The sequence below is a fragment of the Streptomyces sp. NPDC014801 genome, assembly GCF_043082085.1.
Classification (GTDB): Bacteria; Actinomycetota; Actinomycetes; order Streptomycetales; family Streptomycetaceae; genus Streptomyces.
This window is the reverse complement of the sequence record NZ_JBIBXG010000004.1, coordinates 169719-194302: the sequence shown is the minus strand read 5'-3', so window position 1 is coordinate 194302 and position 24584 is coordinate 169719. Positions and strand designations below refer to the sequence as shown.

The window sequence follows — 24584 nt, the reverse complement described above, 5'->3', positions numbered from 1 at the left end:
GCAGGGGTTTGGATGTTTATGCGGACCAAACCCTAGCCGACGCTCTCCGAGGGTTCGCGGGGAGGGGTGCCTAGTAACTCGGGTGGTTCGCTGGATTGGCGGCTGCGGGTTCGTTGTGGCTGGTCGCGCAGTTCCCCGCGCCCCTTGGGGCTGGCTGCTTCACCGGCGGTCTAGCGTTGCCGTATGGGCTACTTTGACGCTGCTTCCGCCACCCCCCTCCACCCCGTTGCACGTCAGGCGTTGTTGGCCTCTTTGGACGAGGGGTGGGCTGATCCTGCGCGGTTGTACAGGGAAGGGCGCAAGGCGCGGATGCTGCTGGACGCCTCGCGGGAGGCGGCGGCCGAGGCCGTGGGGTGCCGGGCCGACGAACTGGTGTTCACCTCGTCGGGGACCCGGGCCGTGCACACCGGTGTGGCGGGGGCGCTGGCCGGGCGGCGGCGCGTGGGGCGTCACCTGATCGTGTCCGCCGTCGAACACTCCTCTGTCCTCCATTCGGCCGAGGCGCACCAGGCCGGCGGCGGTGCGGTGACCGAGGTGGCCGTGGACCGGGGCGGGCGGGTGGACCCTTCGGCGTACGCGGCGGCGCTGCGCGAGGACACGGCGCTGGCGTGTCTGCAGTCCGCCAACCACGAGGTGGGCACGGTGCAGCCGGTGGCGGAGGTGGCCGAGGCGTGCCGGGCGGCCGGGGTGCCGCTGCTGGTGGACGCGGCGCAGTCGCTGGGCTGGGGGCCCGTCGAGGGCGACTGGTCGCTGCTGGCGGCGAGCGCGCACAAGTGGGGCGGGCCGTCCGGGGTGGGACTGCTCGCCGTGCGCAAGGGGGTGCGGTTCGCGGCGCAAGGGCCGGTGGACGAGCGGGAGTCGGGCCGGGCGGCCGGCTTCGAGAACATCCCGGCGATCGTGGCGGCCGTCGCCTCCCTGCGGGCGGTGCGGGCCGAGGCGGCCCAGGAGGCGGTACGGCTGCGGGAGCTGACGGGCCGGATCCGGGCGGCGGTGCCGCGGCTGGTGCCGGACGTGGAGGTGGTCGGCGACGCCGAGCGGCGGCTGCCGCACATCGTCACCTTCTCCTGTCTCTATGTCGACGGGGAGGCGCTGCTGCACGCCCTGGACCGGGAGGGTTTCTCCGTCTCGTCCGGTTCGTCCTGTACGTCGAGCACGCTGACGCCGAGCCATGTGCTCAAGGCGATGGGCGTGCTGAGCGAGGGCAATGTGCGCGTGTCGCTGCCGCCGGGCACCCCCGGGGAGGACGTCGACCGCTTTCTGGAGGTGCTGCCGGGCGTGGTGGCCGGCGTGCGCGAGCACCTGGGGGCGCCCGCGCCGGCCGCCGCGACGGCCGTGGCCGGCGGCGAACTGGTCGTGGACGCCCTCGGCAAGCGCTGCCCCCTGCCGGTGATCGAGCTGGCGAAGGTCATCGGCACCGTGCCGGTGGGCGGCACGGTGCGCGTCCTGTCCGACGACGAGGCGGCCCGGCTGGACATCCCGGCGTGGTGCGAGATGCGGGGGCAGGAGTACGCCGGTGAGGAGCCGGCGGACCGGGGCACCGCGTACCTGGTCCGCCGGGTGAGCTGAGGGCGGCCCTCAGGCCAGGTGCTTCTGCACCTCGGAGGCGGCCTCGTCGCCGTAGGCCTTGGTGAACCGCTCCATGAAGTGGCCGCGGCGCAGCTGGTACTCCTGGGTGCCGACCGTCTCGATGACGAGGGTGGCGAGCATGCAGCCGATCTGCGCGGCGCGCTCCAGGGAGACGCCCCAGGCCAGGCCGGAGAGGAAGCCGGCCCGGAAGGCGTCGCCGACGCCGGTCGGGTCGGCCTTGCGCTCCTCCTCGGGGCAGCCGACCTCGATCGCGGACTCGCCGGCCTTCTCGATGCGCACGCCGCGCGCGCCGAGCGTGGTGACGCGGTGGCCGACGCGGGAGAGGATCTCGGCGTCGCTCCAGCCGGTCTTGGTCTCGATCAGGCCCTTCTCGTACTCGTTGGAGAACAGGTACGTGGCGCCGTCCAGCAGTATCCGGATCTCGTCGCCGTTCATCCGGGCGATCTGCTGGGAGAAGTCGGCGGCGAAGGGGATGTTCCGGGAGCGGCACTCCTCGGTGTGGCGGAGCATCGCCTCCGGGTCGTCGGCGCCGATCAGGACCAGGTCGAGGCCGCCGACGCGGTCGGCGACGGTCTTGAGCTCGATGAGGCGGGCCTCGCTCATGGCGCCGGTGTAGAAGGAGCCGATTTGGTTGTGGTCGGCGTCGGTGGTGCACACGAAGCGGGCGGTGTGCAGGGTCTCGGAGATGCGGACGGAGCCGGTGTCGACGCCGTGCCGGTCCAGCCAGGCCCGGTACTCGGCGAAGTCGGAGCCGGCGGCGCCGACGAGGACGGGCCGGGTGCCGAGCTGGCCCATGCCGAAGGCGATGTTCGCGCCCACCCCGCCGCGCCGTACGTCCAGCTGGTCGACCAGGAACGACAGCGAGACCGTGTGCAGCTGGTCCGCGACGAACTGGTCGGCGAAGCGACCGGGGAAGGTCATGAGGTGGTCGGTGGCGATGGAGCCGGTGACTGCGATGCGCACGGCGTGGACGCTCCTGTGTGGAGGGGATTGACAGTTCACGCTACCCGGTCGCGGGGATCCTCAGTAGCGGAGGAAACTACCCGATAGTAGATCTTTCCCGGCGGGCCGGGCGGTGCCTAACGTGCCGTTATGACGAACCTCGAGTACCCCCCGACCGTGCGGACCGACCCCGAGGGCGGCCTGGCCGCGCTGATCGGTGACGGTGCGCGGATGGCTCCGCACTGGGCGGCGCCCGAGCGGGCCGCGTCCCGTCCGGTGCCGCCGTCGCACATCCACGGCGTCACGGTTCCGGACACCTCCGCCCGGCTGCTGGAGGCGATGTCGGAGTACGGCGACTGAGCCGTCCGGGGCACAGCCGACCCCTCCGGCGTACGGAGGGGAACCGTGCGCTCCCCTGCTGCGTCCCATCGCCGTCCCCCATGGAGGGGAGACGGGATACGACCCTCCGGCCGGCCGTTTTGACAGGGCCTGGTCAGGGTTGAGGGACAGCGCGCAGCCGAAGGAGCGATGCGGTGAACACCGAGCGACCCGACAACGACGACGCGGCCGCCCCGACCGGCGCCGACGGGACCGCGGGTGCCGCCGACGGGTCGGCACCGCGGGACCCGGCGGGACCCGGGGAGAAGGCCACTGACGGGAGCCGGCCCGGCGAGACCGCCGCGGACGGCGGGAGCCGGCCCGGGGCGACGGCCGGAGCGGGCGCGGAATCGCCCGGACCCGGTGGGAGCGCCGCCGCAGAGTCGGCCGTGGACGGGGCGGACACGCCCGGAACCGGCGGGAGTGCGTCCGGAACGTCGGCCGGAGCGGGCTCGGACGCGCCCGAACCCGGGGCGAGCGCGCCCGGAAAGTCGGCCGGAAGTGATCGGTCCGTTCCCGGGGACGCCACCGGCGGGCACCTCACCGGCGAGGACCCGGCCGAGGACGGTCGGCACGGGGGCGGGCGGCGGCGGTCCCCGCTCGCCGTCGCCTCCGTGGCCGCGGCCGTGCTGCTGGTCGGGGGCGGCGGGGCCTACCTCGCCGCGAACGCCACCGGCGGCCCGGCCGGGGCGGGCGCGCCCGGCAAGAACGGCTCCCCCACACCGCTGGCGCTGGACGACTACGCCACGGGGACCGGCACCGGTGGCACCAACGGCATCGCGCCCGGCGAGCCGAACCCCTACGGCGTGACCTACCGCGCCGACGGCAAGCTGCCCGAGGGCCCCGCCTCCGCCCCGGCCTACCGGGCGCGGGGCGAGGTGTCCCGGGAGGACGTGGCCCGGCTGGCGAAGGCGCTCGGCGTGGACGGGGCGCCCGTGGCCGAGGGGCAGACCTGGCGGGTGGGCACCGGAGCGGACGGCGCGGGACCGATGCTGCAGGTGAACCGGCAGGCGCCGGGGACCTGGACGTTCACCCGGTTCGCGCCCGGCACCGACAACTGCAAGGGCGCGGTGTGCACGCCGGGGCAGGGCGAGCCGTCCGGGGAGCCGGTGAGCGTGGCGGCGGCCGAGAAGGCGGCCGCGCCCGTGCTGAAGGCGGTCGGCCAGGACGACGCGAAGCTGGACGCCCGGCAGGTGATGGGCGCCCGCCGGGTCGTCAACGCCGATCCGGAGATCGGCGGGCTGCCCACCTACGGCTGGACGACGGGCGTGATCGTCGACGCCCGGGGGCAGGTGGTCGGCGGCAGCGGCCTGCTGAAGACACCGGTCGAGGCGGACACGTATCCGGTGCTGAGCGCGCAGCGGACGCTGGCGCTGATGAACGCGGCGCCCGGGACGAGCACCGAGCACCGGATGGGCATCGGCGGCTGCGCGAGCCCGGTGCCGCTGAAGGACCGGCTGGAGCAGCCGTGCGGCCGGTCCACGGACGGTGGGCAGCGCGAGGTGGTCACCGTGAAGAAGGCGGTGTTCGGGCTGGCCACGCACTACTCCGCCGGGCGGCAGGTGCTGGTCCCGTCCTGGCTGTTCCAGGTACGGCCGACGGGCGCCCGGGACGATCTGACGGTGACGTTCCCGGCGCTGGACCCGAAGTACCTGACCTCCGCCCGGCCCTCGACGCCGCCCTCGGCGCCCCCCGGTGAGCCGACCGGGCGGCCCAGCCCCCGCCCGACCGGCCCGGGCGACGGATCGGCGCCGGCTCCCGCGCCGCACGGCGTGAAGGTCGACGGTTACACGGCCGAGGGCCGGGAGCTGACGGTGACGTTCACGGGCGGGGTGTGCGCGTCGTACGACGTGACGGCGGCCGAGAGCCCCCAGCAGGTGGAGGTGACGGTGACCGCCACGCCCTTCAAGGGCAAGATCTGCCCCATGATCGCGAAGTTCTACCACCGAACGCTGGAGCTGAAGGAGCCGCTCGGCGCTCGCAAGGTGGTCGGCTCGGACGGCCGGGGCATCCCGCTGGAGAAGCCGGGGGCGCGGCTGCCGGCCGATCCGCGCTAGCCGGCGAGGAGCGACGGCCGGCCGGCCGGTGCGGCGCAGGCTGGGACGACGGAAGGCGGCGGCCCCCCGAGGGGGACCGCCGCCTTCCGTCGCGTCAGTCGAGCGGGCGCGGATCAGCTGAAGGAGTCACCGCAGGCGCAGGAGCCGGTCGCGTTCGGGTTGTCGATCGTGAAGCCCTGCTTCTCGATGGTGTCCACGAAGTCGATGGTGGCGCCGCCGAGGTACGGAGCGCTCATCCGGTCGGTGACGACCTTGACCCCGCCGAAGTCCTTCTCCACGTCACCGTCGAGGGACCGCTCGTCGAAGAAGAGCTGGTAGCGCAGGCCGGAGCAGCCGCCGGGCTGGACGGCGACACGCAGCGCGAGGTCGTCACGGCCTTCCTGGTCGAGCAGGGCCTTGACCTTGGCCGCGGCGGCGTCGGTCAGGATGATGCCGTCGGTGACGGTGGTGGTCTCGTCCGATACGGACATCTACATCTCTCCCGGGTTGTACGGAGACTGCTTGCCGACGTGTGCAACCGGCAGGACCGCGGATTCATTCCGGGGCGGGCCCGGTTCTTTCGTCCTCGGCTCCTTTTCATGCTCGCACACACACCGGTGAGCGCACAGCGTCCCAGGGGGCGAGTAGACGTCCGGGCATCGGGATTCACGTCACATCGACACGATGGCCATCGTCAAACTGACGTGAAGCGGTTATGATAGATAGCGTCAGTTAGACGAAAAGTAGAAAGGGTGCGTGTCGTGACCACCGCCCAGACCCCGGAGCTCGACGTGCAGCCGACTCCGCTCGCCCTGCTGCTGCTCGGCCGCGAGGCCGACCCGAAGAGCGAGCGGGGCGTCGAGTGTCCCGGTGACCTGCCGTCGCCCTCCGACCCCGACCTGGTCGAACGTGCCCGCGCGGCCAAGGAGAAGCTCGGCGACAAGGTCTTCGTCCTCGGTCACCACTACCAGCGCGACGAGGTGATCCAGTTCGCGGACGTCACGGGCGACTCCTTCAAGCTGGCCCGCGACGCGGCCGCCCGGCCCGAGGCCGAGTACATCGTCTTCTGCGGTGTGCACTTCATGGCGGAGTCCGCGGACATCCTCACCTCCGACGACCAGAAGGTCGTCCTGCCCGACCTCGCCGCCGGCTGCTCCATGGCCGACATGGCGACCGCCGAGCAGGTCGCCGAGTGCTGGGACGTCCTGACCGAGGCGGGGGTGGCCGAGCAGGTGGTCCCCGTCTCGTACATGAACTCCTCCGCCGACATCAAGGCCTTCACCGGCAAGCACGGCGGCACCATCTGCACCTCCTCCAACGCCCAGCGGGCCCTGGAGTGGGCCTTCCAGCAGGGTGAGAAGGTGCTGTTCCTGCCCGACCAGCACCTCGGCCGCAACACCGCCGTCCGCGGCATGGGCATGTCCCTGGACGACTGCGTGGTCTACAACCCGCACAAGCCCAACGGCGGCCTGACCGCCGAGGAGCTGCGCGCGGCGAAGATGATCCTGTGGCGCGGCCACTGCTCGGTGCACGGCCGCTTCTCGCTGGACTCGGTCAACGACGTGCGCGAGCGCATCCCGGGCGTGAACGTCCTGGTGCACCCCGAGTGCCGGCACGAGGTGGTCGCGGCCGCCGACTACGTCGGCTCGACGGAGTACATCATCAAGGCCCTGGAGGCCGCCCCGGCCGGCTCGAAGTGGGCCATCGGCACGGAGCTGAACCTGGTCCGCCGTCTGGCGAACCGTTTCGCTCCCGAGGGCAAGGAGATCGTCTTCCTCGACAAGACGGTCTGCTTCTGCTCCACGATGAACCGCATCGACCTGCCCCACCTGGTGTGGGCGCTGGAGTCCCTCGCCGACGGCAAGCTCGTCAACCGCATCGAGGTCGACCGGGAGACCGAGGAGTTCGCCAAGCTCGCCCTGGAGCGCATGCTCGCGCTGCCGTAGCCCGCGAGGCACCCGGGATTTCCCTCCCGGCACGCACGAGAAGGGGGCCGCACCACGTGGTGCGGCCCCCTTCGGCGTACGGCCGGCCCTGCGCCGGGCCGTACGGAAGGCCCTGTGCCGGGCGTACGGCCAGACCTGCGCCGGGCATACGGCCAGACCTGCGCCGGGCGTACGGCTAGACCTGCGCGGGCTCCGGCTCCTCGGGGGAGACCTCCGGCTTCGGCTCGCGCTTGGCGGCGCGCTTCTTCGCGCGGCGCTCCTTGCGCAGCTCCAGCATCGCGTAGAGCGTCGGCACGAGCAGCAGGGTCAGCAGGGTGGAGGTGATCAGACCGCCGATCACGACCACGGCGAGCGGCTGGGCAATGAAGCCGCCCTCCCCGGTGATGCCGAGCGCCATCGGGAGCAGGGCGAAGATCGTCGCCAGTGCCGTCATCAGGATCGGCCGCAGACGGTGGCGGCCGCCCTCGATCACGGCCTCCACCACCCCGTGGCCCTGGCGGCGGTACTGGTTGATCAGGTCGATCAGGACGATCGCGTTGGTCACCACGATGCCGATCAGCATCAGCATGCCGATCATCGCCGGGACGCCCATCGGGGTGCCGGTGGCGACCAGCAGGCCGATCGCGCCCGTCGCCGCGAACGGGACGGACACCAGCAGGATCAACGGCTGGGCCAGCGAACGGAACGTCGCCACCAGCAGCATGAACACGATCGCGATCGCCGCGAGCATGGCCAGGCCGAGGTTCTTGAACGCGTCGTCCTGGTCCTGCGTCACGCCGCCGATCTCGGCCGTCGCGCCCGCCGGGAGCTTCAGCGCCTTGATCTTCGACTGCAGGTCCGCGCTGACCGCGCCGGTGTTGTCAGCGGTCGGCTTGGCGGTGACGGTCGCCGCGCGCTGACCGTCGATGCGGGTCATGGAGACGGGGCCGTCCACCAGCTTCACGTCGGCGATGTCACCGAGCTTCACCGGGCCGAGGCGCAGGCTGCGCAGCTCGTCCAGGGTGCGGGCGGGCTTGGCGGACTTGATGACGACGTCGCGCTCGGTGTCGTCCAGGACCGCCTTGGCGGCCGGGGTGCCGCGCACGGCCTGCGCGACCGCGGCGCCCAGGGTCTGGTCGTCGAAGCCGGCCGCGGCCGCCTTGGCGTTCGCCTTCACCGAGATGCGCGGCACGCTCTGGGAGAGGTCGCTGGTGACGTCGGTGACGTCGTCCAGCGAGGCGACCGTCTTGCGCACCTGCTCGGCGGCGGTGCGCAGCACACCGGCGTCGGCGGCCTTCACGACCACGCTGAGGTCCTGGCTGCCGAAGCCGTCGCCGGCCGAGACGGTGGTCGTGCCGATGCCGTCGAGCTTCTTCAGGCCGGCCTCGACGCGGTCCTGCACGTCGTCGTAGGAGGCGGAGTCCTCCAGCATGACCTGGTAGGAGGCCTGGTTGGAGTCGGTGCCGCCGCCGAAGGCCGCCATGAAGCCGGAGGAGCCGATGGTGACCTGGTAGTCCTTGACGCCCTTGGTGGCGGCGAGCAGCCCCTCGACCTTCTTCGCCTGCGCGTCGGTCGCGGACAGGCTGGTGCCCGGCGCCAGCTTCTGCTTGATCGACATGACCTTCTGGTCGCCCTGGTCGAAGAAGTTCGTCTTCAGCAGCGGCGCCATGCCGAAGGTGGCGACCAGCACGACGACCGCGATCAGCACACTGGTCACACGGCGGCGGGTGGCGAAGCGCAGGACGGGGACGTAGAAGCGGGTCAGGCGGCTGTTCGCCTCCTTCTCCTCGGCCTTGCGGCGGGCCTCGTCGGCGTCCTCGGGGGTGCCCTTCGGGGCGCGCAGGAACCAGTACGACAGCACCGGCACGACCGTCAGCGACACCAGGAGCGAGGCCAGCAGGGCCGCCGTCACGGTGATGCTGAACGAGCCGAACAGGGCGCCCACCATGCCGCCGACCAGGCCGATCGGCAGGAACACGGCGACCGTGGTGAGCGTGGAGGAGGTGACCGCGCCCGCGACCTCGCGCACCGCGTTCAGGATCGCGGCCTGGCGCTCCTCGCCGTAGCCGAGGTGGCGCTTGATGTTCTCCAGCACCACGATCGAGTCGTCGACGACCCGGCCGATGGCGATGGTGAGCGCGCCCAGGGTGAGCATGTTCAGGGACAGGTCGCGCGTCCACAGCACGATCAGCGCGAGCACGACCGACAGCGGGATGCTGACGGCGGTCACCAGCGTCGAGCGGATCGACGCGAGGAAGACCAGGATCACCAGCACGGCGAAGAGCAGGCCGAGGGCGCCCTCGGTGGTCAGGCCGGAGATCGACTTGGACACCGCCGGGCCCTGGTCGCTGACGACGGTGATCCTCGCGTCCGCGCCGAGGTCCTTGCGCAGGTCCGGAAGCTTGTCGTTCACGGCGTCGGAGATCGCCACCGCGCTGCCGTCGTGGTCCATGGTGACCATCACGGCGAGGCTGGGCTTGCCGTCGGTGCGGGTGAGGGAGTCGGCCGGGGCCTCCTGCTGCGTCACCGTGGCGACGTCGCCGAGCCGGACCGGCCGGTGGCCGTCCTTGCCGGGGATGGACAGGTTCCGGATCTGCTCGATGCCGGTGAAGCCGCCGCCGACCTGGACGGTGCGGTTGTGGCCGCCCTCGTCGAAGGCGCCGGCCGGCAGCGCGACACCGCCCGCCTGCAGGGCCTGGGCCAGGGACTGCACGGTCAGACCGGCCCCGGCCAGCTTGGCGTCGTCGGGGGTGACGGCGACCTGCAGGTCGCGCACGCCGCTGACGGTGACCTGGCCGACGCCGTCGATGTCCTTCAGGGCCGGCACGACGGTCTTGTCGAGCTGGTCGGCGAGGGCCTGCTGGTCCTTGCCGGAGGTGACGGCGAGCACCACGGTCGGCATGTCGTCGGTGGAGCCGGCGACGACCTGCGGGTCGACGGAGTCCGGGAGCTGGACGCGGGCACGGTTCACGGCCTGCTGGACGTCGGCGACGATCCGCTTGGTGTCGTTGCCGTAGTCGAAGGACGCCATGATGACGGCGTTGCCCTCGCTCGCCTTGGAGGTGACGCCGCTGATGCCGTCGACGGCGTCCAGGCGGTCCTCGATCGGCTCGACGACCTGCTTCTCGACGACGTCGGGCGAGGCGCCCTGGTAGGGGGCGATGACGGAGACCATCGGCAGTTCGATGGTGGGCAGCAGCTGCTGTTTGAGCTGCGGGATGGCGATCGCGCCGAAGACGAGCGCGACGATCGATATCAGGCCGATCAGGGCACGCTGCGCGAGGCTGAATCGTGACAGCCAGGACATGGGCTTTGAGGTCTTCCTTCTGTGAGCGGCAGAAGCGTGGCAGAAGTGTGGCCCTCTCACCCTGAGCCATGGCCGGGTGCCGTTCCGTAGGCCGCAGGTCCCGTTCCTTATCCGGGGCATACTCCGGGTGCAGTACGGCCGGGTGGGGCTCACTCCACCCGTGGACGGACCAGCCCGGACTCGTAGGCGATCACCACCAGCTGGGCGCGGTCGCGCGCGCCCAGCTTGGCCATGGCCCGGTTGACGTGCGTCTTCACCGTGAGCGGGCTGACCTCCAGGCGCTCGGCGATCTCGTCGTTGGAGTGGCCGCCGGCGACCTGGACGAGGACCTCGCGCTCGCGGACCGTGAGCGCGGCGAGACGGTCGGAGCGCACGGGGTCGCGGTCGCCGTCGGCCGGGTCGGCCTGCGCGAGGAAACGCGCGATGAGGCCCTTCGTGGCGGCCGGGGACAGCAGCGCCTCGCCGCCGGCGGCCACGCGGATGGCGTTCAGCAGCTCGTCGGGCTCGCTGCCCTTGCCGAGGAAGCCGGAGGCGCCGGCCCGCAGCGACTGCACGACGTAGTCGTCGACCTCGAAGGTGGTGAGGATGACGACGCGTACGCCGGCCAGGTCCGGGTCGGCGCCGATCATCCGGGTGGCGGCGAGGCCGTCGGTGCCGGGCATGCGGATGTCCATGAGCACGACGTCGGCGCGGTGCTCCTTGGCGAGCCGGACCGCCTCCGCGCCGTCGGCGGCCTCGCCCACGACCTCCATGTCCTCCTCGGAGTCCACGAGCACGCGGAACGCGCTGCGGAGGAGGGCCTGGTCGTCGGCGAGGAGGACGCGGATGGGAGTCATGGCGGCAGGATCCCACGGGGGCCTGTGGCACTGTGCGGGGTCTTGGTGGGTGGGTGGTGCGGGTGGGATGCGGGTGTGGGGTGGTGGGTGGGTGGTTGCGGGTGCGGTGCCGGGTGCGGGTGGGTGGTGGGCTGGTCGCGCAGTTCCCCGCGCCCCTGAGGGGGTTGCAGTCCCGCCTGCTCAGGCCGCCTCCGGCCCCTACGCCCCGTCCACCGGCAGCGTCGCCAGGACGCGGAAACCCCCTCCGTACCGCGCCCCCGTGCTCAGCGTGCCGCCGAGGGCCGTGACCCGCTCCCGCATGCCCAGCAGCCCGTGCCCGCCACCCGACGCGTCGCCCACCGCCTCCTTGCCCGCACCGTCGTCCAGCACCGTGATCTCGATGCGCGGCCCCACCCGCACCACGCTGACCTCCGCCTTCGCCCCCGCCCCGGCGTGCTTCTGGACGTTCGTCAGCGCCTCCTGGATGACCCGGTAGGCGGCCAGCCCCACCGCCGCCGGCAGCGTCGTGCCCTGGTCGGCGCGGGCCACCTCCACGTGCAGCCCGGCGTTGCGGAACGTGCCGGCGAGTTCGTCGAGACGGTCGAGGCCGGGCGCCGGCTCGGTGGGTGCCTCCGGATCGCCGGACTGCCGCAGCAGCCCCACCGTCGCGCGCAGTTCGTTGAGCGCGCTGCGGCTGGCCTCCCGGACGTGGGCGAGCGCCTCCTTCGCCTGGTCGGGGCGTTTGTCCATGACGTGCGCCGCGACCCCCGCCTGCACGTTGACCAGCGCGATGTGGTGCGCGACCACGTCGTGCAGGTCGCGGGCGATGCGCAGCCGCTCCTCGGCGACGCGGCGGCGGGCCTCCTCCTCGCGGGTGCGCTCGGCCCGCTCGGCGCGCTCCCGGATGGCGTGCACGAAGGCGCGCCGGCTGCGCACGGCGTCCCCGGCGGCCGCGGCCATGCCGGTCCAGGCGAAGATGCCGAGGTTCTCCTGGGCGTACCAGGGCAACGGCCCGGCGAGCATCGCGGCGCCGGTGAGGACGGTCATCGTGGCGAGGCCGACCCGCCAGGTGGTGGGGCGGTCTGTGGTGGCGGCGACCGTGTAGAGGGCGACGACCGCGGACATCGCGACGGGGGCGCGCGGGTCGCCGGTGACGCACTCGACGACGGAGACGGTGCCGGTGACCAGCAGGACCCGCAGCGGGGCGCGGCGGCGCAGGACGAGGGCGGCGGCGCCGAGGATCATCAGCAGCAGGCTGAGCGGGTCGGGGCCGCGCATCCCCCAGGTCACGCCGTTCTCGCCGTGCGGATCGACGAAGGAGCCGGCGACCATGCAGAACAGCACCCCCGCGGCCAGCGCCGCGTCGAACGCCGCGGGGTGCGCCTTGAGTCGGCATCGGGCGCGGTCGAGGGTGCTCGGGGTGCTCACGCCTGAGTACGGTACGGCGTCCCGGTCGCGCGCGGTACGGCCTGCCGGTGCGACAGCGGTACGGCGAACCGGTGCGATCGGCGTACGGCGTGGCGGACCCGTCCGGCGCGGGGGGCGCGCCGGGCGGGGTCTCAGCCCGGGATCAGGCCGTCGTCGCTGAGCAGTTCCCGGACCTCCTCCAAGGTCGCCTCGGCCGCGGGCAGGATCAGGTCCGACGGCTCCAGGGAGTCGTCGGGCAGCGGCGTGCCCAGCTCGCGCACCTTGGTCAGCAGGGCCGTCAGGGTGCGGCGAAAGCCGGGGCCGTCGCCGTTCTCCATCTCGGCCAGGAGCTCGTCGTCCAGCTTGTTGAGCTCGGCGAGGTGGCTGTCCTCCAGCCTCACCTGCCCCTCACCCATGATCCGTACGATCATGTCGGCCATCTCGCCCTCCGGGCTCTCGGCGCTCACGGCGGCGGCCCGGCTCCCTGGGAGCCGCGCCTACTGCTTGTCGAAGCGCGGGGTGTCCTGCGGCTGCTGCTGGGGCTGCGCCTGGCCGTTGCCGCCCTCGATGGCCTGGCGGTCGGCGGACGTGCCGCCGGCCAGTTCGGCCTTCATGCGCTGCAGCTCCAGCTCTACATCCGTACCACCGGAGAGCCGGTCCAGCTCGGCCTGGAGGTCGTCCTTGTGCATGCCGGAGGGGTCGTCGAGGGCGCCGGAGGCCAGCAGCTCGTCGAGCGCGCCGGCGCGGGCCTGCAGCTGCGCGGTCTTGTCCTCGGCCCGCTGGATGGCCAGGCCGACGTCGCCCATCTCCTCGGAGATGCCGGAGAACGCCTCGCCGATCCGGGTCTGGGCCTGCGCGGCGGTGTAGGTGGCCTTGATGGTCTCCTTCTTGGTGCGGAAGGCGTCGACCTTCGCCTGCAGCCGCTGGGCCGCCAGGGTGAGCTTCTCCTCCTCGCCCTGAAGGGTGGCGTGCTGCGTCTCCAGGTCGGTCACCTGCTGCTGGAGGGCGGCCTTGCGGGACAGCGCCTCGCGGGCCAGGTCCTCGCGGCCCAGCGCGAGCGCCTTGCGGCCCTGGTCCTCCAGCTTGGACGACTGCTGCTGCAGCTGGTTGAGCTGGAGCTCCAGGCGCTTGCGGGAGGTGGCCACGTCGGCGACGCCGCGGCGGACCTTCTGCAGCAGCTCCAGCTGCTTCTGGTACGAGTAATCGAGGGTCTCGCGCGGGTCCTCGGCCCGGTCAAGGGCCTTGTTCGCCTTCGCGCGGAAGATCATCCCCATACGCTTCATGACACCGCTCATGGGCTTCGCGCGCCCCCTTCTGACGGACTCCAGCTCCAGCTCTGCGACAAGACCCACAGTACGGGCCCTGCCTCCATTGACGCACTGTTCCGGGTCGGATGCGCTCATCCCCAAGGACGACTGCGTACGGCCCCGCTCCGGCGCAAGGAGTAGGTGGATCCCGCAACCGGTCCGCGCCGGTCCGTGTGCGGACCGGCACCGGGCGCGCCCACCGTGCCCCTTCTGTCCTTCTACAGACGACTGGTGTTGCGGGATCGTTCCCCACCGGGCTGGGGTCCATGCGGGTCATGCCCTTACCCTTGGATTTTGTGTTCCGTAGCCGTGCCAAGGAAGAGAAGGCCCCCGTCGCCGATCAGGCGGCGGTGAACCTCTCCAAGCAGCCCCGCGACCCGCAGGCCCCGAAGGGCAGGCCCACTCCCAAGCGGAGTGAAGCCCGCTCGCAGCGCCGCAGCGTCGCCACCACGCCGACGAATCGCAAGGAGGCCGTCAAGCGGCAGCGCGAGGAGCGACGCGCCCAGATGGAGCGCCAGCGCCAGGCGCTGGCCAGCGGTGACGAGCGCTATCTGCCGCCCCGGGACAAGGGCCCGGTGCGCCGCTTCGCCCGCGACTTCATCGACTCGCGCTTCAACATCGCGGAGTTCTTCCTCCCGATGGCCGTGGTCATCCTCGTGCTGAGCATGGTCCGGGTGGGTGCGCTGCAGAGCATCGCGCTGCTGCTGTGGCTGGTGGTGATCGTGCTGATCGTGCTCGACTCGATCGTCTCGGGCTTCCGGCTGAAGAAGCGCCTGAACGAGCGCTTCCCCGACGTGAACAAGCGCGGCGCGGTCGCCTACGCCCTGATGCGTTCCCTGCAGATGCGCCGGCTCCGGCTGCCCAAGCCGCAGGTCAAGCGCGGAGAGCGGCCCTGAGCACGACGCCGTTCACCGGGGGCGCGGCCGAGGCCTGGCTGAGCAAGCTGGGGGGGCTGCGGGATGTCGTGCGCCAGGAGTTGGTGGCGCGGCAGCTGGACGAGCAGATAGCCGGGCGGTTCCCGGTCGGGCAGCGGCTGCGGGTGCTCGACGTGGGAATGGGGCAGGGCACGCAGGCCCTGCGGCTGGCCCGGGCCGGGCACAAGGTGACCGGCCTGGAGCAGGACCGCACGATGATCGCGGCGGCCCGGGAGGCACTGGCCGGCGAGCCGGAGGGCATCCGGGAGCGGATGCGGATCATCGAGGGCGACGGCCGGGACACCGGCGTGCACTTCCTGCCCGGCAGTTTCGACGTGGTGCTGTGCCACGGCGTGCTCATGTACGTCGAGGAACCCGACCCGCTGCTGGCGGGCCTGGCCCGGATGCTCGCGCCGGGCGGCCTGCTGTCGCTGCTCGTGCGCAACGCCGACGCGCTCGCTATGCGGCCCGGCCTGTCCGGCGACTGGACGGGCGCGCTGGCCGCGTTCGACACCACCGCCTATCGCAACCGCCTCGGCATGGACGTACGCGCCGACCGCCTGGCGACCCTCACCGCGACCCTGGCGGGGATCGGCGCGCCCCTGCACAGCTGGTACGGGGTGCGGGTCTTCACCGACACGGCGGCGGACGGCGCGCAGGCGCCCGCCGACCTGGAGACGCTACTGGCGGTGGAGGAGCGGGCCGGCCGCACCGATCCCTACCGGGGGGTGGCGGCGCTGCTGCACCTGTGCGGGGTGCGGGGCTGAGGCCCTACCCGTTCGGGTGAGCAGCACGGGACGGGGTGTCACCCAGGCGTGAGACTCGGGCCATGGACGTTTCCCGTGGCCCCGCCCGTCTCCGGTACGCCGTCGCCGCGTCCGTGTGCGCCGCGGTCCTGGTGGGCGGGTGTTCCGCCGGGTCCTCGGGCGGCAGGCAGGGCGCGACGACGCAGGCCGCGCAGCCCGCCGCCCCGGCCAGGGCCGCCTCCGACCTGCAGAGCGACTACCTGAGGGTGATCAAGGAGGCGCTGCCGTCGGTCGTGCAGATCCAGGCGAGCAACGACCTGGGCTCGGGCGTGGTGTACGACGACAAGGGACACATCGTCACCAACGCGCACGTCGTCGGCGACGAGAAGACCTTCCGGGTGACGACGGCCAACAGCGGTGAACCGCTCACCGCGACCCTGGTCTCCTCCTATCCGCAGCAGGACCTCGCCGTCGTGAAGCTGGACCGGGTGCCGGCCGGGCTGCGGGCCGCGAGGTTCGGCGACTCGTCCACCGTGGAGGTGGGGCAGATCGTGCTCGCCATGGGATCACCGCTCGGACTGTCGTCGAGCGTGACGCAGGGCATCGTCTCGGCGACCGGACGGACCGTCACCGAGGGCAGCAGCGGCGGGGGGACGGGCGCCACCATCGCCAACATGGTGCAGACGTCGGCGGCCATCAACCCCGGCAACAGCGGCGGCGCGCTGGTGAATCTGAACGGGGAGGTCGTCGGCATCCCGACGCTCGCTGCCACCGACCCGCAGCTGGGCGGCAGTTCGGCACCCGGCATCGGGTTCGCGATCCCGGCGTCGATGGTGAAGACGATCGCGGGCCAGATCGTCAGCCACGGGAAGGTGACCGACTCGGGCCGCGCGGCCCTCGGCATCACCGGGCGCACGTTCGTCGACGACAGTTTCCAGCCCGCCGGGGTCGTGATCGTCGACGTCAAGAGCGGCGGCGCCGCCGACAAGGCGGGACTGCGGCCCGAGGACATCATCACCAAGCTGGGCGGCACCCCCGTCACCACCATCACCTCGCTGGCGGAGGCGCTGGCCTCGGACAAGCCCGGTCAGCGGACGACGGTGACGTACACGCGGGGCGGCGGCCAGAAGACGGTGGACGTGACGCTCGGCGAGCAGTGAACCGCCCCGGGCCGGTGGCGCGGGGGCGGTGGCCGGGAGCGGCCGGTGCCGCCCCCGGCTCACCGGGTTCCTACGACTCGTCCGCGTGCAGGCTCATCGGGCCGTAGATCTCCGTGGCGTCCTCGAACAGCCGCACCTGGTCCGCGCCGCCCTCCAGCAGCGCCTTCCAGTTCTCCCCGATCCAGGACTCGGCGTCCCCCTGCGTGGTGAACTCCTCCGGCTCCACGCCCGGCTGGACCTGAGTCCCGTCGGCCTTCTCGAACCGCCACGTCCATGCCGCCATGTACGCCTCCCGGGTGTGAGTACCTGCTCCGGCGGACGCCGGATCTTGATCCGGCTCCAGCCCGCAGCGTATGCGCTCCGCCGGGTGAGCCGCCAAGAGGTCGCGGGGATCGGCCGAACCACGCGGCCCCGCCGGACGGATCGGCCCCCACCGCGACGCCGCCCTCGCCCTTCGACCTTCCCGGAGCCGCTCCCCGCCTTCCCGGCCGCGCTCCCCCACCTTCCCCGCGCCGCTCCCCCGCCCGACCGGCATCCGCCCCGCAGGCCGGTCCCCGTCGCCGTGTGCCGTGCCGTGCCGTGCCGTGCCGCAGTGTGGCTTCGCGCCCCCTTGGGGGTCTCCATCACGCGGCACACGCGGCGACCGGCGAAAATCGGTGCGTGGATGTGACTCTGCTCGGCACCGGTGCCCCCGCGGGGCTGCCCCGCCCCGACTGTCCCTGCGCGGTGTGCGCGACCTCGCTCGGCGATCACGCGCGGGCGGCGACCGCGGCGCTGGTCGACGGCACGCTGCTGCTCGACCTGACGCCGGGCGCGGCGTTCGCGGCGGCCCGGGCCGGGCATTCGCTGGGCGGGGTGCGCCAGGTGCTGCTGACGCACCCGCACGACGGGCCGCCGGTGGAGGTGCCGGCGGGGCTGCCGCAGCCCGGGCGGGTGCCGGACGGGCGCGAGCTGGCGCTGCTGACGGGGCATCGGGTGCGGGCGCTGGCGATGGACTCGCCGGGCACGGGCTACGCGGTGACCGGTCCGGACGGGCGGCGGCTGCTGTATCTGCCGCCGGGCTGCGCGCCGGCGGGCCTGGAGGAGGGGGCCGCGGAGGCGGCGCCGTACGACCTCGTGCTCGCGGACGTGGTGGGGCGGCCGGACGCGCTGGCGCGGCTGCGGGCGGTGGGGGCGGTGGGGCCGACGACGGACGTCGTCGCGGTCCATGTCGACCACGACGTGCCGCGCGGCGCCGAGTTGCTGCGCCGGCTCGCGGCGGCCGGGGCGCGGGCGGTGCCGGACGGGACGACGCTGGTGGCCGGGGCGTACGAGGACGTGCCGGACGTGCCGCGGCGGACGCTGGTGCTGGGCGGGGCGCGCTCGGGCAAGTCGGTGGAGGCGGAGCGACGGCTGGAGGCCTTCCCGCAGGTGCTGTACGTGGCGACGGGCGGCACGCGGGAGGGGGACCCGGAGTGGGCGTCGCGGGTGGCGCTGCACCGGGAGCGGCGGCCGGCGTCGTGGCGGACGGTGGAGACGCAGGACCTGGTGCCGCTGCTGGGGCAGGAGGGGCCGCCGGTGCTGATCGACTGTCTGTCGCTGTGGCTGGCCTCCGCGATGGACTCCGTCGGGGCGTGGGAGGAGGAGACCTGGGCGGGCGGGGGCGAGCGGGCCCTGCGCGGGCGGGTGACGGTGCTGGCGGAGGCGGTGCGCTCGGCGCGGCGGACGGTGGTGCTGGTGTCGAACGAGGTGGGGTCCGGGGTCGTCCCGGCCACGGCGTCGGGCCGGCGCTACCGCGACGAACTGGGCCGTCTGAACGCGGCGGTGGCGGCCGAGTGCGAACAGGTGCTGCTGGTCGTGGCGGGGCAGGCGCTGGTGCTGCGCGGCTGAGTCCCGGTCAGTTCTTCCGGGCGACGACGCGGTGCGCCGGCGCCCAGGGCCGGGGTCTTGCCGTGAGCAGGGTGCAGTCCCGGTCCTGAAGGTCCCGGTGGACGTCGGCCGGGCGGAACGGGCTGTTGCGGGCGTGCAGTTCGAGGACGAGGTGGCCGCCGGGGCGCAGGGCGGTGAGGGCGGCGGTCAGTTCGCGGCGGGGGTCGGCGCTGTGCTCCAGGTGGTGCAGCAGGCTGACGACGTCGTAGCGGGCGGTCAGGCCGGTGGCGGCGAGCGGGCCGACGTAGGCCTCCTCGACGCGTTCGGCGGCCCGTGCTTCCAGCACGCGCGGGCCGGGGTCGACGCCGTCGAAGGAGGTGTACGGGAAGAACTCCCGGGCCGCGTCGGGGAACGCGCCGTCGCCGGTGCCCACGTCCAGCCAGCTCTCGGGCTCGGCGACCAGGCGGGCCAGGCGGCGGGCCAGCGCCCGCAGGCGGCGCCGGCCGGTCAGGAGCGCGGAGGCGCACCACGCGCACTCCGCCCGGGGCACGGGGGGCGCGGGCAGGGCGGGCGGCAGGGTCGGCATGGGTGGCACGGCCGGCAGGGGCGGAACGGTCGACATCGGCGGCTCCCGTACGACAATCCATGGCAAACCGGAACGTACGGGACCGCGTTCCGGGGTGCAACGACGCTGCGCCCGCGCGGTCACGGCGTGGCGCGGTCGTGTTCGACCGGTGCCGGTACTGTTCGGCGAATGAGCTCGCTTAATCTCGACGACTTCACCGATCTCATCGAGCGCCCCGACGGCGGGGTGCGCCGCGACGCGGAGGCCCGCCGCGAGCGTCAGGTCGTGCCGCCCGGAGCGCTGGGCCGCCTGGACGAGCTGGGTGAGTGGCTGGCCGCGGCGCAGGGCACCGTGCCGGTGCGTCCCGTCGAACGGCCCCGCGTCGTGCTGTTCGCCGGCGACCACGGGATCGCCGAGCTGGGTGTCTCGGCGCGGGCCGCCGGTACCGCCGCCGAGCTGGTCCGGGACGTGCTGGAGGGCGCCCGGCCGGTGTCGGTGCTGGCCCGGCGGCTCGGCGTGGGCGTGCGGGTGGTCGACATGGCGCTGGACTGCCCGCCGGAGGAGCTGCCCGCGGACGTCGTACGGCACCGGGTGCGGCGCGGCAGCGGCCGTATCGACGTCGAGGACGCGCTCACCCCGGAGCAGGCGGAGGCCGCGTTCCGGGCGGGTGTGGCGGTGGCCGACGAGGAGGCCGACTCCGGTACGGACCTGGTGGTGCTCGGGGACGTCAGCGTCGGCGGCACCACGGCGGCCGGGGTGCTGATCGCCGCCCTGTGCGGGACCGACGCCTCGGTGGTGACCGGCCGGGGCGGGCAGGCCATCGACGACCTGGCGTGGATGCGCAAGTGCGCGGCGATCCGCGACGCGCTGCGCCGGGCCCGCCCGGTGCTGGGCGACCAGCTGCAGCTGCTGGCGACCGTCGGCGGGGCCGACCTGACCGCGATGACCGGGTTCCTGCTGCAGTGCGCGGTGCGCAAGGTGCCGGTGATCCTGGACGGCGTGGTCACCGCGGCGTGCGCGCTGGTGGGGCAGCGGATCGCGTTCCGCGCGCCGGACTGGTGGCTGGCCGGGCACACCGGCGGGGAGCCGGGGCAGGCCAAGGCACTGGACCGGATGGCGCTGGAGCCGCTGCTGGACCAGGGCGTGCGGGTCGGCGAGGGCGCCGGCGCGCTGCTGGCGCTGCCGCTGGTGCAGGCAGCGGCGGCGCTCGCGGCGGAGCTGCCGGAGCGGGACGGCAAGCCGGGGGACGAGGACGCCGTCGAGGACGCCCCGGAGGGGGACGGCCAGGTCGCCGGCCCGGAGGAGCCGGAGCGGGCCGGGGAGGCGTAACCGACGACCCCGGGGCGGAGCAAATAGGGCGGTTTACCCCAAGGGCGGCCATATGATCCCCGGTCATGGGAGAGAGCCGCATCGCACCCCGGGCCGCCGCCTTCGCCGTCTGGTACCTGCGTGCCGTCGCCTTCGTCAACTTCCTGAGCGCGGTGTGGGTCTCCCTCGGGCAGGACGTGCGGCGGCACAACCAGGAGAACCTCTTCACGCCCTATCTGCTGACGGCCGGGTTCGCGTCGGGTGTCTTCACCGCGTTCCTGGCCGTCACCATGCGGCGCCGCAAACGGGCCGCGTGGATCCTCAACCTGGTCCTCGCCGGGGCGTTCCTCACCCTGTTCGCCCTCGCCATGGTGCTGCCGGAGATCCGCCGGTACCCGCAGAACTGGGTGTCCCTCGGCCTGACCGCGTCCTTCGTCGGGGCGCTGCTCGCCGGGCGGCGGGAGTTCTACGCCAAGGGCGACCGGTCCAATCCGAAGCTCGCCGCCGCGGTCGCCGCCGGGGGCGGCCTGGCCGCCTCGCTGCTGGCGGCGCTGCTGGTGACGGTCACCAACCAGGCGGCGGACGCGGGCCGTTCCACGTTCGCCTCCCGCTGGTGGTACGGCACGCTGCGGCTGGTCTCGGTCGCCGCGGACGACTCCCGCTTCCCCGGCCTGTCCACGCCGACCTGGGTGGACGTGGCGGTCAACGTCATGAGCACGGCCCTGGTGCTCGGCGTCCTGTACGCCGCCTTCCGCTCCCGGCGGGCCGTGGACCCGCTCGGACCGGAGGACGAGAAGCGGCTGCGGGAGCTGCTGGAGCGGCACGGGGAGCGGGACTCGCTGGGGTACTTCGCGCTGCGCCGGGAGAAGAGCGTGGTGTGGTCGCCGACGGGCAAGGCGGCGGTGGCCTACCGGGTGGTCGGCGGGGTGTCGCTGGCGGCCGGGGACCCGCTGGGCGATCCGGAGGCGTGGCCGGGCGCGATCGAGCCGTGGCTGGCGCAGGCCCGCGCGCACGGCTGGATCCCGGCCGTGATGGGGGCGAGCGAGGAGGCCGGGACCGTGTACGCGCGGCACGGCCTGGACGCGCTGGAGCTCGGCGACGAGGCGGTGGTCGAGGTCGCCGAGTTCACCCTGGAGGGGCGGGCCATGCGCACGGTGCGCCAGGCCTGCAACCGGGTGCGGCGGGCCGGGTACACGGTGCGCATCCGGCGGCACGAGGACATCCCCGCGGACGAGATGACGTACCTCGTGCGGCGCGCGGACGACTGGCGCGACGGGGCCACCGAGCGGGGTTTCAGCATGGCGCTGGGCCGGCTCGGGGACGCCGGCGACGGCCGGTGCGTGATGCTGGAGTGCCATGACGCCGAGGGGCGGCTGCGGGCGCTGCTGTCCTTCGTGCCGTGGGGGCCCGAGGGGCTCTCGCTGGACCTGATGCGCCGGGACCGGGACTCCGACAACGGGCTGATGGAGTTCATGGTGATCGAGCTGCTGCGGCGGGCGCACGAGATCGGGATCACGCAGGTCTCGCTCAACTTCGCCATGTTCCGCTCGGTCTTCGAACGTGGCGCACGCCTCGGCGCCGGGCCGGTGCTGAGGCTGTGGCGGTCGCTGCTCAGCTTCTTCTCACGGTGGTGGCAGATCGAGTCGCTGTACCGCGCCAACGCGAAGTACCGGCCCATCTGGGAGCCCCGGTTCCTGCTCTTCGAGAAGAGCGCGGACCTTCCGCGCATCGGTCTCGCTGCGGCGCGGGCGGAAGGGTTTCTGGGGGGCCTGTCGTCGGATTCCCGTCGTCCGCCCGGAGGGCGGGCACGGCGGCGTCTGGTGCGTGCGATCGCAAGGCGCCGGAGCGCCCTCGATGGGGGTCCCCCCTGCTCGAGCGAAGCCGAGAGCTTGGGGGAGGAGCCACGTGGGCGGTTCGGCAACGCGGCGAGCGTGCGTGCCAGACGCCGCCGTGCAGACGGGAATCCGACGACAGGCCCCACGGCGCCCGGGCTGCCGAAGTGGCTGCACCGCCGGCAACTGGAGAACCGTGGATGAAGACCCTCGCCCGCTGGGCCCGCGCCGAATGGGGGCTGCTGTACGTCACCGCGCGCGAGCCGCTGCTGCGCCAGCGGTGGCGGGCGATCCCGATGACGCTGGCCGCGGTGTGCCTGACGGCCGCGCTGCAGTTCGTGCAGAACCAGTCGTGGGGCTTCCGCCTCGTGCAGGACGCCGGCGCGGTGCGGGCCGAGGACCCGCTGTGGCTGGCTCTGCTGCGCACCCCGTTGTCGCTGTTCGTGCCCGCGCTGGATCTGCCGGTGTGGGGGGCGTTGGCGCAGATCCTGCTGGTGTTCGGCCTCGCGGAGCTGTGTCTGGGCTGGTGGCGGACCCTGGTCATCGCCTACGCCGCGACCCTGGCCGGCACCCTGTACGCCCGGGTCGGCATCCGGCTGGGCCCGGACGCCCCGCTGGGGCTGCCCGCCTCCGACGCGAAGGTCGTGGACACCGGTCCGTCGGCGGCCGTGGTGTGCCTCGCGGTGTACGTGGCCTGGCGCTACGGGGCGTACGTCACGGCGGGCGCGGTGACCGTGTCGATGATCGCCGAGGTGCTGGTGAAGGAGAACCTCGCGGGCAAGGAGCACCTGGCGGCGCTGGCGGGCGTGGTGGTGCTGTGCGCGGTGGCGCAGTGGCGGCGGTGGTGGCGGCGTCAGCGGCGTTCGACGGCCCGGGCGGGCTCCGGGTCGGGTTTGCCGCCCAGCCAGTCCTGCACCGCGCGGCGGGGGCGGGACCAGCGGCGGTCGTGGTGGTACGCGCGCAGGCCGGCCTTGGCGCGGGCGCGGGGGCGGCGGCGGTAGAAGCGTTTGGCCCACGGTGAGCCGGGGCGGGCCAGGCGGATGGCGCCGACCAGCGCGATCACGGGGATGACCACACCGAAGACGGCCATGCGGGCCTTGCCCTTGCTGAGGGCGATCAGGGAGAAGAGGAAGTTCACCGCGATGGTCGAGACGACGGTGCCGCGGTCCTGGGACTCCTGCGCGCTGAGGTCGTTGACGCCGAACGGCACGAACCCGGCGAGCAGCAGCAGGACCAGCGCGGCGGTCAGCACGACCATCTCGACGCTCTTGCGGCCCGCCGCGCTCCAGTAGACGTCGTCGAGGTGCAGGATCAGCGCGAACTCGTCCAGCACGAGCCCGGCGCCGATGCCGAAGAGGACCGCGGACACGTAGGCGCCGAAGCCGCTGCGCCCGGCGGCGACCGCGCCGAAGCCGCCCACGACGGTGAGCACGACCCCGGGCACGACGTGGTGGACGTGCACCCCGCCCGCCTTGACGTTGCCGAAGGGCCCCTTGCCGGCCCGGATGAGCCGGGTGATGGCCCGGGTGATCAGGAACGTCAGCACGAAGGCGGTGAGGGCGAGCAACAGGGGCAGCTTGCCCGGCTCCACGATGTTGCGCACCCACCAATGCCCCATATACGCACTTTAGTCGTGCTCGTTCCCGGCCGCCGTCCGTGCCCGCGCCGCCCCCGGATACCCTGCGCCGGTGTCCACGACCCCTTCCCCCGCCGACGGCCTGCGCTTCGCCTTCGGCACCCTCACCGTCCTCCCGGTCACCGTCACCCGCTGGGACCGCGGGGCCGCGCGCGGCGGCATGCTCGCCGCGCCGGTCGCCGGCCTGGTCGTCGGCGCCCTCGCCGCCGGCGGCGGGCTGGCGCTGCTGGCGCTCGGGGCCGGGCCGCTGCTCGCCGCCGTCGCGGCGGCGGCCGTCCCCGCCGCGCTGACCCGGGGACTGCACCTGGACGGGCTCGCCGACACCGCGGACGGGCTGGGCAGCGGCAAGCCGGCCGAGGACGCGCTGCGGATCATGAAGCAGTCCGACATCGGTCCCTTCGGCGTGCTGACGCTGGTGTTCGTGCTGCTCGCCCAGGCCGCCGCGCTCGCCCAGCTCTACGGCGGTTCCTGGGCGCGCGGCACGCTCGCCGCCGTCGTCTCGGCCGCCGCCGCCCGGCTGGCGCTGACGTCGGCCGCCCGGCACGGGGTTCCCCCCGCCCGCCCCGAGGGGCTCGGCGCGGCGGTCGCCGGCGTCGTCCCCACCGGCGGCGCGGCGCTCGCGGCCGCCCTGGTCACCGGGGCCGCCGCGGCGGGCGGCGCTCTCCTCGGCGCGTACGACGCGCTGCGCGCCGCCCTCGCGGTGCTGTGCGCCCTCGCCGTCGCCGAACTCCTGTTGCGCCGCTGCGTCCGCCGCTTCGGCGGGGTGACCGGGGACGTCTTCGGCGCCCTGGCGGAGACGGCGGCCACGGTGGCGCTGCTGGTGTTCTGCCTGGGGCGCTGAGCCGCCGGTCCCGGCGCTCCGCCCGGTGCC

At 73.5% G+C, this 24584-nt stretch carries 21 protein-coding genes; 11 read left to right on the top strand and 10 right to left on the bottom strand.

Annotated elements, in window-relative coordinates; genetic code table 11:
- Nucleotides 1-183: 183 nt before the first annotated feature.
- Nucleotides 184-1566, top strand: coding sequence for a cysteine desulfurase/sulfurtransferase TusA family protein (locus tag ACF1AL_RS10330; RefSeq protein ID WP_391778828.1), 1383 nt, complete (start codon nucleotides 184-186; stop codon nucleotides 1564-1566).
- A 9-nt stretch (nucleotides 1567-1575) separates the two neighbouring features.
- Here ACF1AL_RS10330 and ACF1AL_RS10325 read toward each other — a convergent pair whose 3' ends face one another.
- The gene (locus tag ACF1AL_RS10325; protein WP_384211283.1) at nucleotides 1576-2550 is read right to left on the bottom strand and encodes a carbohydrate kinase family protein; all 975 of its coding nucleotides are present in this window, start codon (nucleotides 2548-2550) and stop codon (nucleotides 1576-1578) included.
- A 129-nt stretch (nucleotides 2551-2679) separates the two neighbouring features.
- On the opposite strand from ACF1AL_RS10325, the gene ACF1AL_RS10320 reads away from it, so the two are divergent.
- Nucleotides 2680-2889 carry a hypothetical protein gene (locus tag ACF1AL_RS10320; protein WP_366836002.1) on the top strand — a complete coding sequence of 70 codons (210 nt, stop codon included), beginning with the start codon at nucleotides 2680-2682 and terminating at the stop codon, nucleotides 2887-2889.
- Nucleotides 2890-3062: 173 nt separating this feature from the next.
- The gene (locus ACF1AL_RS10315) at nucleotides 3063-4964 is read left to right on the top strand and encodes a hypothetical protein (RefSeq protein WP_391825782.1); all 1902 of its coding nucleotides are present in this window, start codon (nucleotides 3063-3065) and stop codon (nucleotides 4962-4964) included.
- 113 nt (nucleotides 4965-5077) lie between these two features.
- Here the strand turns inward: ACF1AL_RS10315 and ACF1AL_RS10310 are convergent, their stop codons facing one another.
- Nucleotides 5078-5434 (bottom strand): iron-sulfur cluster assembly accessory protein, encoded by a 357-nt coding sequence (locus ACF1AL_RS10310; RefSeq protein ID WP_028422454.1) that lies wholly within the window; start codon nucleotides 5432-5434, stop codon nucleotides 5078-5080.
- A gap of 270 nt (nucleotides 5435-5704) precedes the next feature.
- Between ACF1AL_RS10310 and nadA the strand changes: the two genes are divergently transcribed.
- Nucleotides 5705-6889 carry a quinolinate synthase NadA gene (nadA, locus tag ACF1AL_RS10305; RefSeq protein WP_391825781.1) on the top strand — a complete coding sequence of 395 codons (1185 nt, stop codon included), beginning with the start codon at nucleotides 5705-5707 and terminating at the stop codon, nucleotides 6887-6889.
- A 175-nt stretch (nucleotides 6890-7064) separates the two neighbouring features.
- Here the strand turns inward: nadA and ACF1AL_RS10300 are convergent, their stop codons facing one another.
- The 5 genes from ACF1AL_RS10300 to ACF1AL_RS10280 all read right to left on the bottom strand — a co-directional run bounded on the left by ACF1AL_RS10300 (nucleotide 7065) and on the right by ACF1AL_RS10280 (nucleotide 13680).
- Complete coding sequence (locus ACF1AL_RS10300; RefSeq protein ID WP_391825780.1) at nucleotides 7065-10175, bottom strand: efflux RND transporter permease subunit; 3111 nt, start codon at nucleotides 10173-10175, stop codon at nucleotides 7065-7067.
- A 149-nt stretch (nucleotides 10176-10324) separates the two neighbouring features.
- On the bottom strand, nucleotides 10325-11011 hold the full coding sequence (locus ACF1AL_RS10295; RefSeq protein ID WP_366836006.1) for a response regulator transcription factor: 687 nt from the start codon (nucleotides 11009-11011) through the stop codon (nucleotides 10325-10327).
- Between the two features lie 198 nt (nucleotides 11012-11209).
- A complete protein-coding gene (locus ACF1AL_RS10290; protein ID WP_391820563.1) occupies nucleotides 11210-12418 on the bottom strand; it encodes a sensor histidine kinase in 1209 nt (402 codons plus the stop codon).
- 131 nt (nucleotides 12419-12549) lie between these two features.
- Complete coding sequence (locus ACF1AL_RS10285; RefSeq protein WP_391825892.1) at nucleotides 12550-12828, bottom strand: hypothetical protein; 279 nt, start codon at nucleotides 12826-12828, stop codon at nucleotides 12550-12552.
- Nucleotides 12829-12894: 66 nt separating this feature from the next.
- On the bottom strand, nucleotides 12895-13680 hold the full coding sequence (locus ACF1AL_RS10280) for a PspA/IM30 family protein (RefSeq protein WP_366836008.1): 786 nt from the start codon (nucleotides 13678-13680) through the stop codon (nucleotides 12895-12897).
- 320 nt (nucleotides 13681-14000) lie between these two features.
- Between ACF1AL_RS10280 and ACF1AL_RS10275 the strand changes: the two genes are divergently transcribed.
- The 3 genes from ACF1AL_RS10275 (at nucleotide 14001) to ACF1AL_RS10265 (ending at nucleotide 16524) form a co-directional block, all read left to right on the top strand.
- Entirely contained in the window at nucleotides 14001-14600 is a 600-nt protein-coding gene (locus ACF1AL_RS10275) for a DUF3043 domain-containing protein (RefSeq protein WP_366836009.1), read from the top strand.
- 83 nt (nucleotides 14601-14683) lie between these two features.
- On the top strand, nucleotides 14684-15385 hold the full coding sequence (locus tag ACF1AL_RS10270; protein ID WP_366836103.1) for a methyltransferase domain-containing protein: 702 nt from the start codon (nucleotides 14684-14686) through the stop codon (nucleotides 15383-15385).
- A gap of 62 nt (nucleotides 15386-15447) precedes the next feature.
- Nucleotides 15448-16524, top strand: coding sequence for a S1C family serine protease (locus ACF1AL_RS10265; RefSeq protein WP_391825779.1), 1077 nt, complete (start codon nucleotides 15448-15450; stop codon nucleotides 16522-16524).
- A 70-nt stretch (nucleotides 16525-16594) separates the two neighbouring features.
- Here the strand turns inward: ACF1AL_RS10265 and ACF1AL_RS10260 are convergent, their stop codons facing one another.
- On the bottom strand, nucleotides 16595-16807 hold the full coding sequence (locus tag ACF1AL_RS10260; protein ID WP_391825778.1) for a hypothetical protein: 213 nt from the start codon (nucleotides 16805-16807) through the stop codon (nucleotides 16595-16597).
- 377 nt (nucleotides 16808-17184) lie between these two features.
- On the opposite strand from ACF1AL_RS10260, the gene ACF1AL_RS10255 reads away from it, so the two are divergent.
- Nucleotides 17185-18393 (top strand): bifunctional adenosylcobinamide kinase/adenosylcobinamide-phosphate guanylyltransferase, encoded by a 1209-nt coding sequence (locus ACF1AL_RS10255; RefSeq protein ID WP_391820561.1) that lies wholly within the window; start codon nucleotides 17185-17187, stop codon nucleotides 18391-18393.
- 7 nt (nucleotides 18394-18400) lie between these two features.
- On the opposite strand, the gene ACF1AL_RS10250 is transcribed toward ACF1AL_RS10255, so the two are convergent.
- Nucleotides 18401-18994 carry a class I SAM-dependent methyltransferase gene (locus ACF1AL_RS10250; protein WP_391825777.1) on the bottom strand — a complete coding sequence of 198 codons (594 nt, stop codon included), beginning with the start codon at nucleotides 18992-18994 and terminating at the stop codon, nucleotides 18401-18403.
- 132 nt (nucleotides 18995-19126) lie between these two features.
- On the opposite strand from ACF1AL_RS10250, the gene cobT reads away from it, so the two are divergent.
- Nucleotides 19127-20266: a nicotinate-nucleotide--dimethylbenzimidazole phosphoribosyltransferase gene (gene cobT / locus ACF1AL_RS10245; RefSeq protein ID WP_384211257.1), complete on the top strand. Its 1140-nt coding sequence runs from the start codon at nucleotides 19127-19129 to the stop codon at nucleotides 20264-20266.
- Between the two features lie 65 nt (nucleotides 20267-20331).
- Complete coding sequence (locus ACF1AL_RS10240; RefSeq protein ID WP_391825776.1) at nucleotides 20332-22281, top strand: phosphatidylglycerol lysyltransferase domain-containing protein; 1950 nt, start codon at nucleotides 20332-20334, stop codon at nucleotides 22279-22281.
- A gap of 649 nt (nucleotides 22282-22930) precedes the next feature.
- Here the strand turns inward: ACF1AL_RS10240 and ACF1AL_RS10235 are convergent.
- Nucleotides 22931-23695, bottom strand: coding sequence for a hypothetical protein (locus ACF1AL_RS10235; protein ID WP_391697682.1), 765 nt, complete (start codon nucleotides 23693-23695; stop codon nucleotides 22931-22933).
- 70 nt (nucleotides 23696-23765) lie between these two features.
- On the opposite strand from ACF1AL_RS10235, the gene ACF1AL_RS10230 reads away from it, so the two are divergent.
- Entirely contained in the window at nucleotides 23766-24554 is a 789-nt protein-coding gene (locus ACF1AL_RS10230; RefSeq protein ID WP_391825775.1) for an adenosylcobinamide-GDP ribazoletransferase, read from the top strand.
- The last annotated feature ends 30 nt before the right edge of the window (nucleotides 24555-24584 follow it).

What these genes read in the sequence shown, in the direction of transcription:
- ACF1AL_RS10330 (WP_391778828.1), top strand. Translation starts at nt 184, where the DNA reads ATGGGCTACTTTGACGCTGCTTCCGCCACCCCCCTCCACCCCGTTGCA.
- ACF1AL_RS10320 (WP_366836002.1), top strand. Translation starts at nt 2,680, where the DNA reads ATGACGAACCTCGAGTACCCCCCGACCGTGCGGACCGACCCCGAGGGC.
- ACF1AL_RS10310 (WP_028422454.1), bottom strand. Translation starts at nt 5,434, where the DNA reads ATGTCCGTATCGGACGAGACCACCACCGTCACCGACGGCATCATCCTG.
- ACF1AL_RS10300 (WP_391825780.1), bottom strand. Translation starts at nt 10,175, where the DNA reads ATGTCCTGGCTGTCACGATTCAGCCTCGCGCAGCGTGCCCTGATCGGC.
- ACF1AL_RS10295 (WP_366836006.1), bottom strand. Translation starts at nt 11,011, where the DNA reads ATGACTCCCATCCGCGTCCTCCTCGCCGACGACCAGGCCCTCCTCCGC.
- ACF1AL_RS10285 (WP_391825892.1), bottom strand. Translation starts at nt 12,828, where the DNA reads ATGATCGTACGGATCATGGGTGAGGGGCAGGTGAGGCTGGAGGACAGC.
- ACF1AL_RS10280 (WP_366836008.1), bottom strand. Translation starts at nt 13,680, where the DNA reads ATGAAGCGTATGGGGATGATCTTCCGCGCGAAGGCGAACAAGGCCCTT.
- ACF1AL_RS10265 (WP_391825779.1), top strand. Translation starts at nt 15,448, where the DNA reads ATGGACGTTTCCCGTGGCCCCGCCCGTCTCCGGTACGCCGTCGCCGCG.
- ACF1AL_RS10260 (WP_391825778.1), bottom strand. Translation starts at nt 16,807, where the DNA reads ATGGCGGCATGGACGTGGCGGTTCGAGAAGGCCGACGGGACTCAGGTC.
- ACF1AL_RS10250 (WP_391825777.1), bottom strand. Translation starts at nt 18,994, where the DNA reads ATGTCGACCGTTCCGCCCCTGCCGGCCGTGCCACCCATGCCGACCCTG.
- cobT (WP_384211257.1), top strand. Translation starts at nt 19,127, where the DNA reads ATGAGCTCGCTTAATCTCGACGACTTCACCGATCTCATCGAGCGCCCC.
- ACF1AL_RS10240 (WP_391825776.1), top strand. Translation starts at nt 20,332, where the DNA reads ATGGGAGAGAGCCGCATCGCACCCCGGGCCGCCGCCTTCGCCGTCTGG.
- ACF1AL_RS10235 (WP_391697682.1), bottom strand. Translation starts at nt 23,695, where the DNA reads ATGGGGCATTGGTGGGTGCGCAACATCGTGGAGCCGGGCAAGCTGCCC.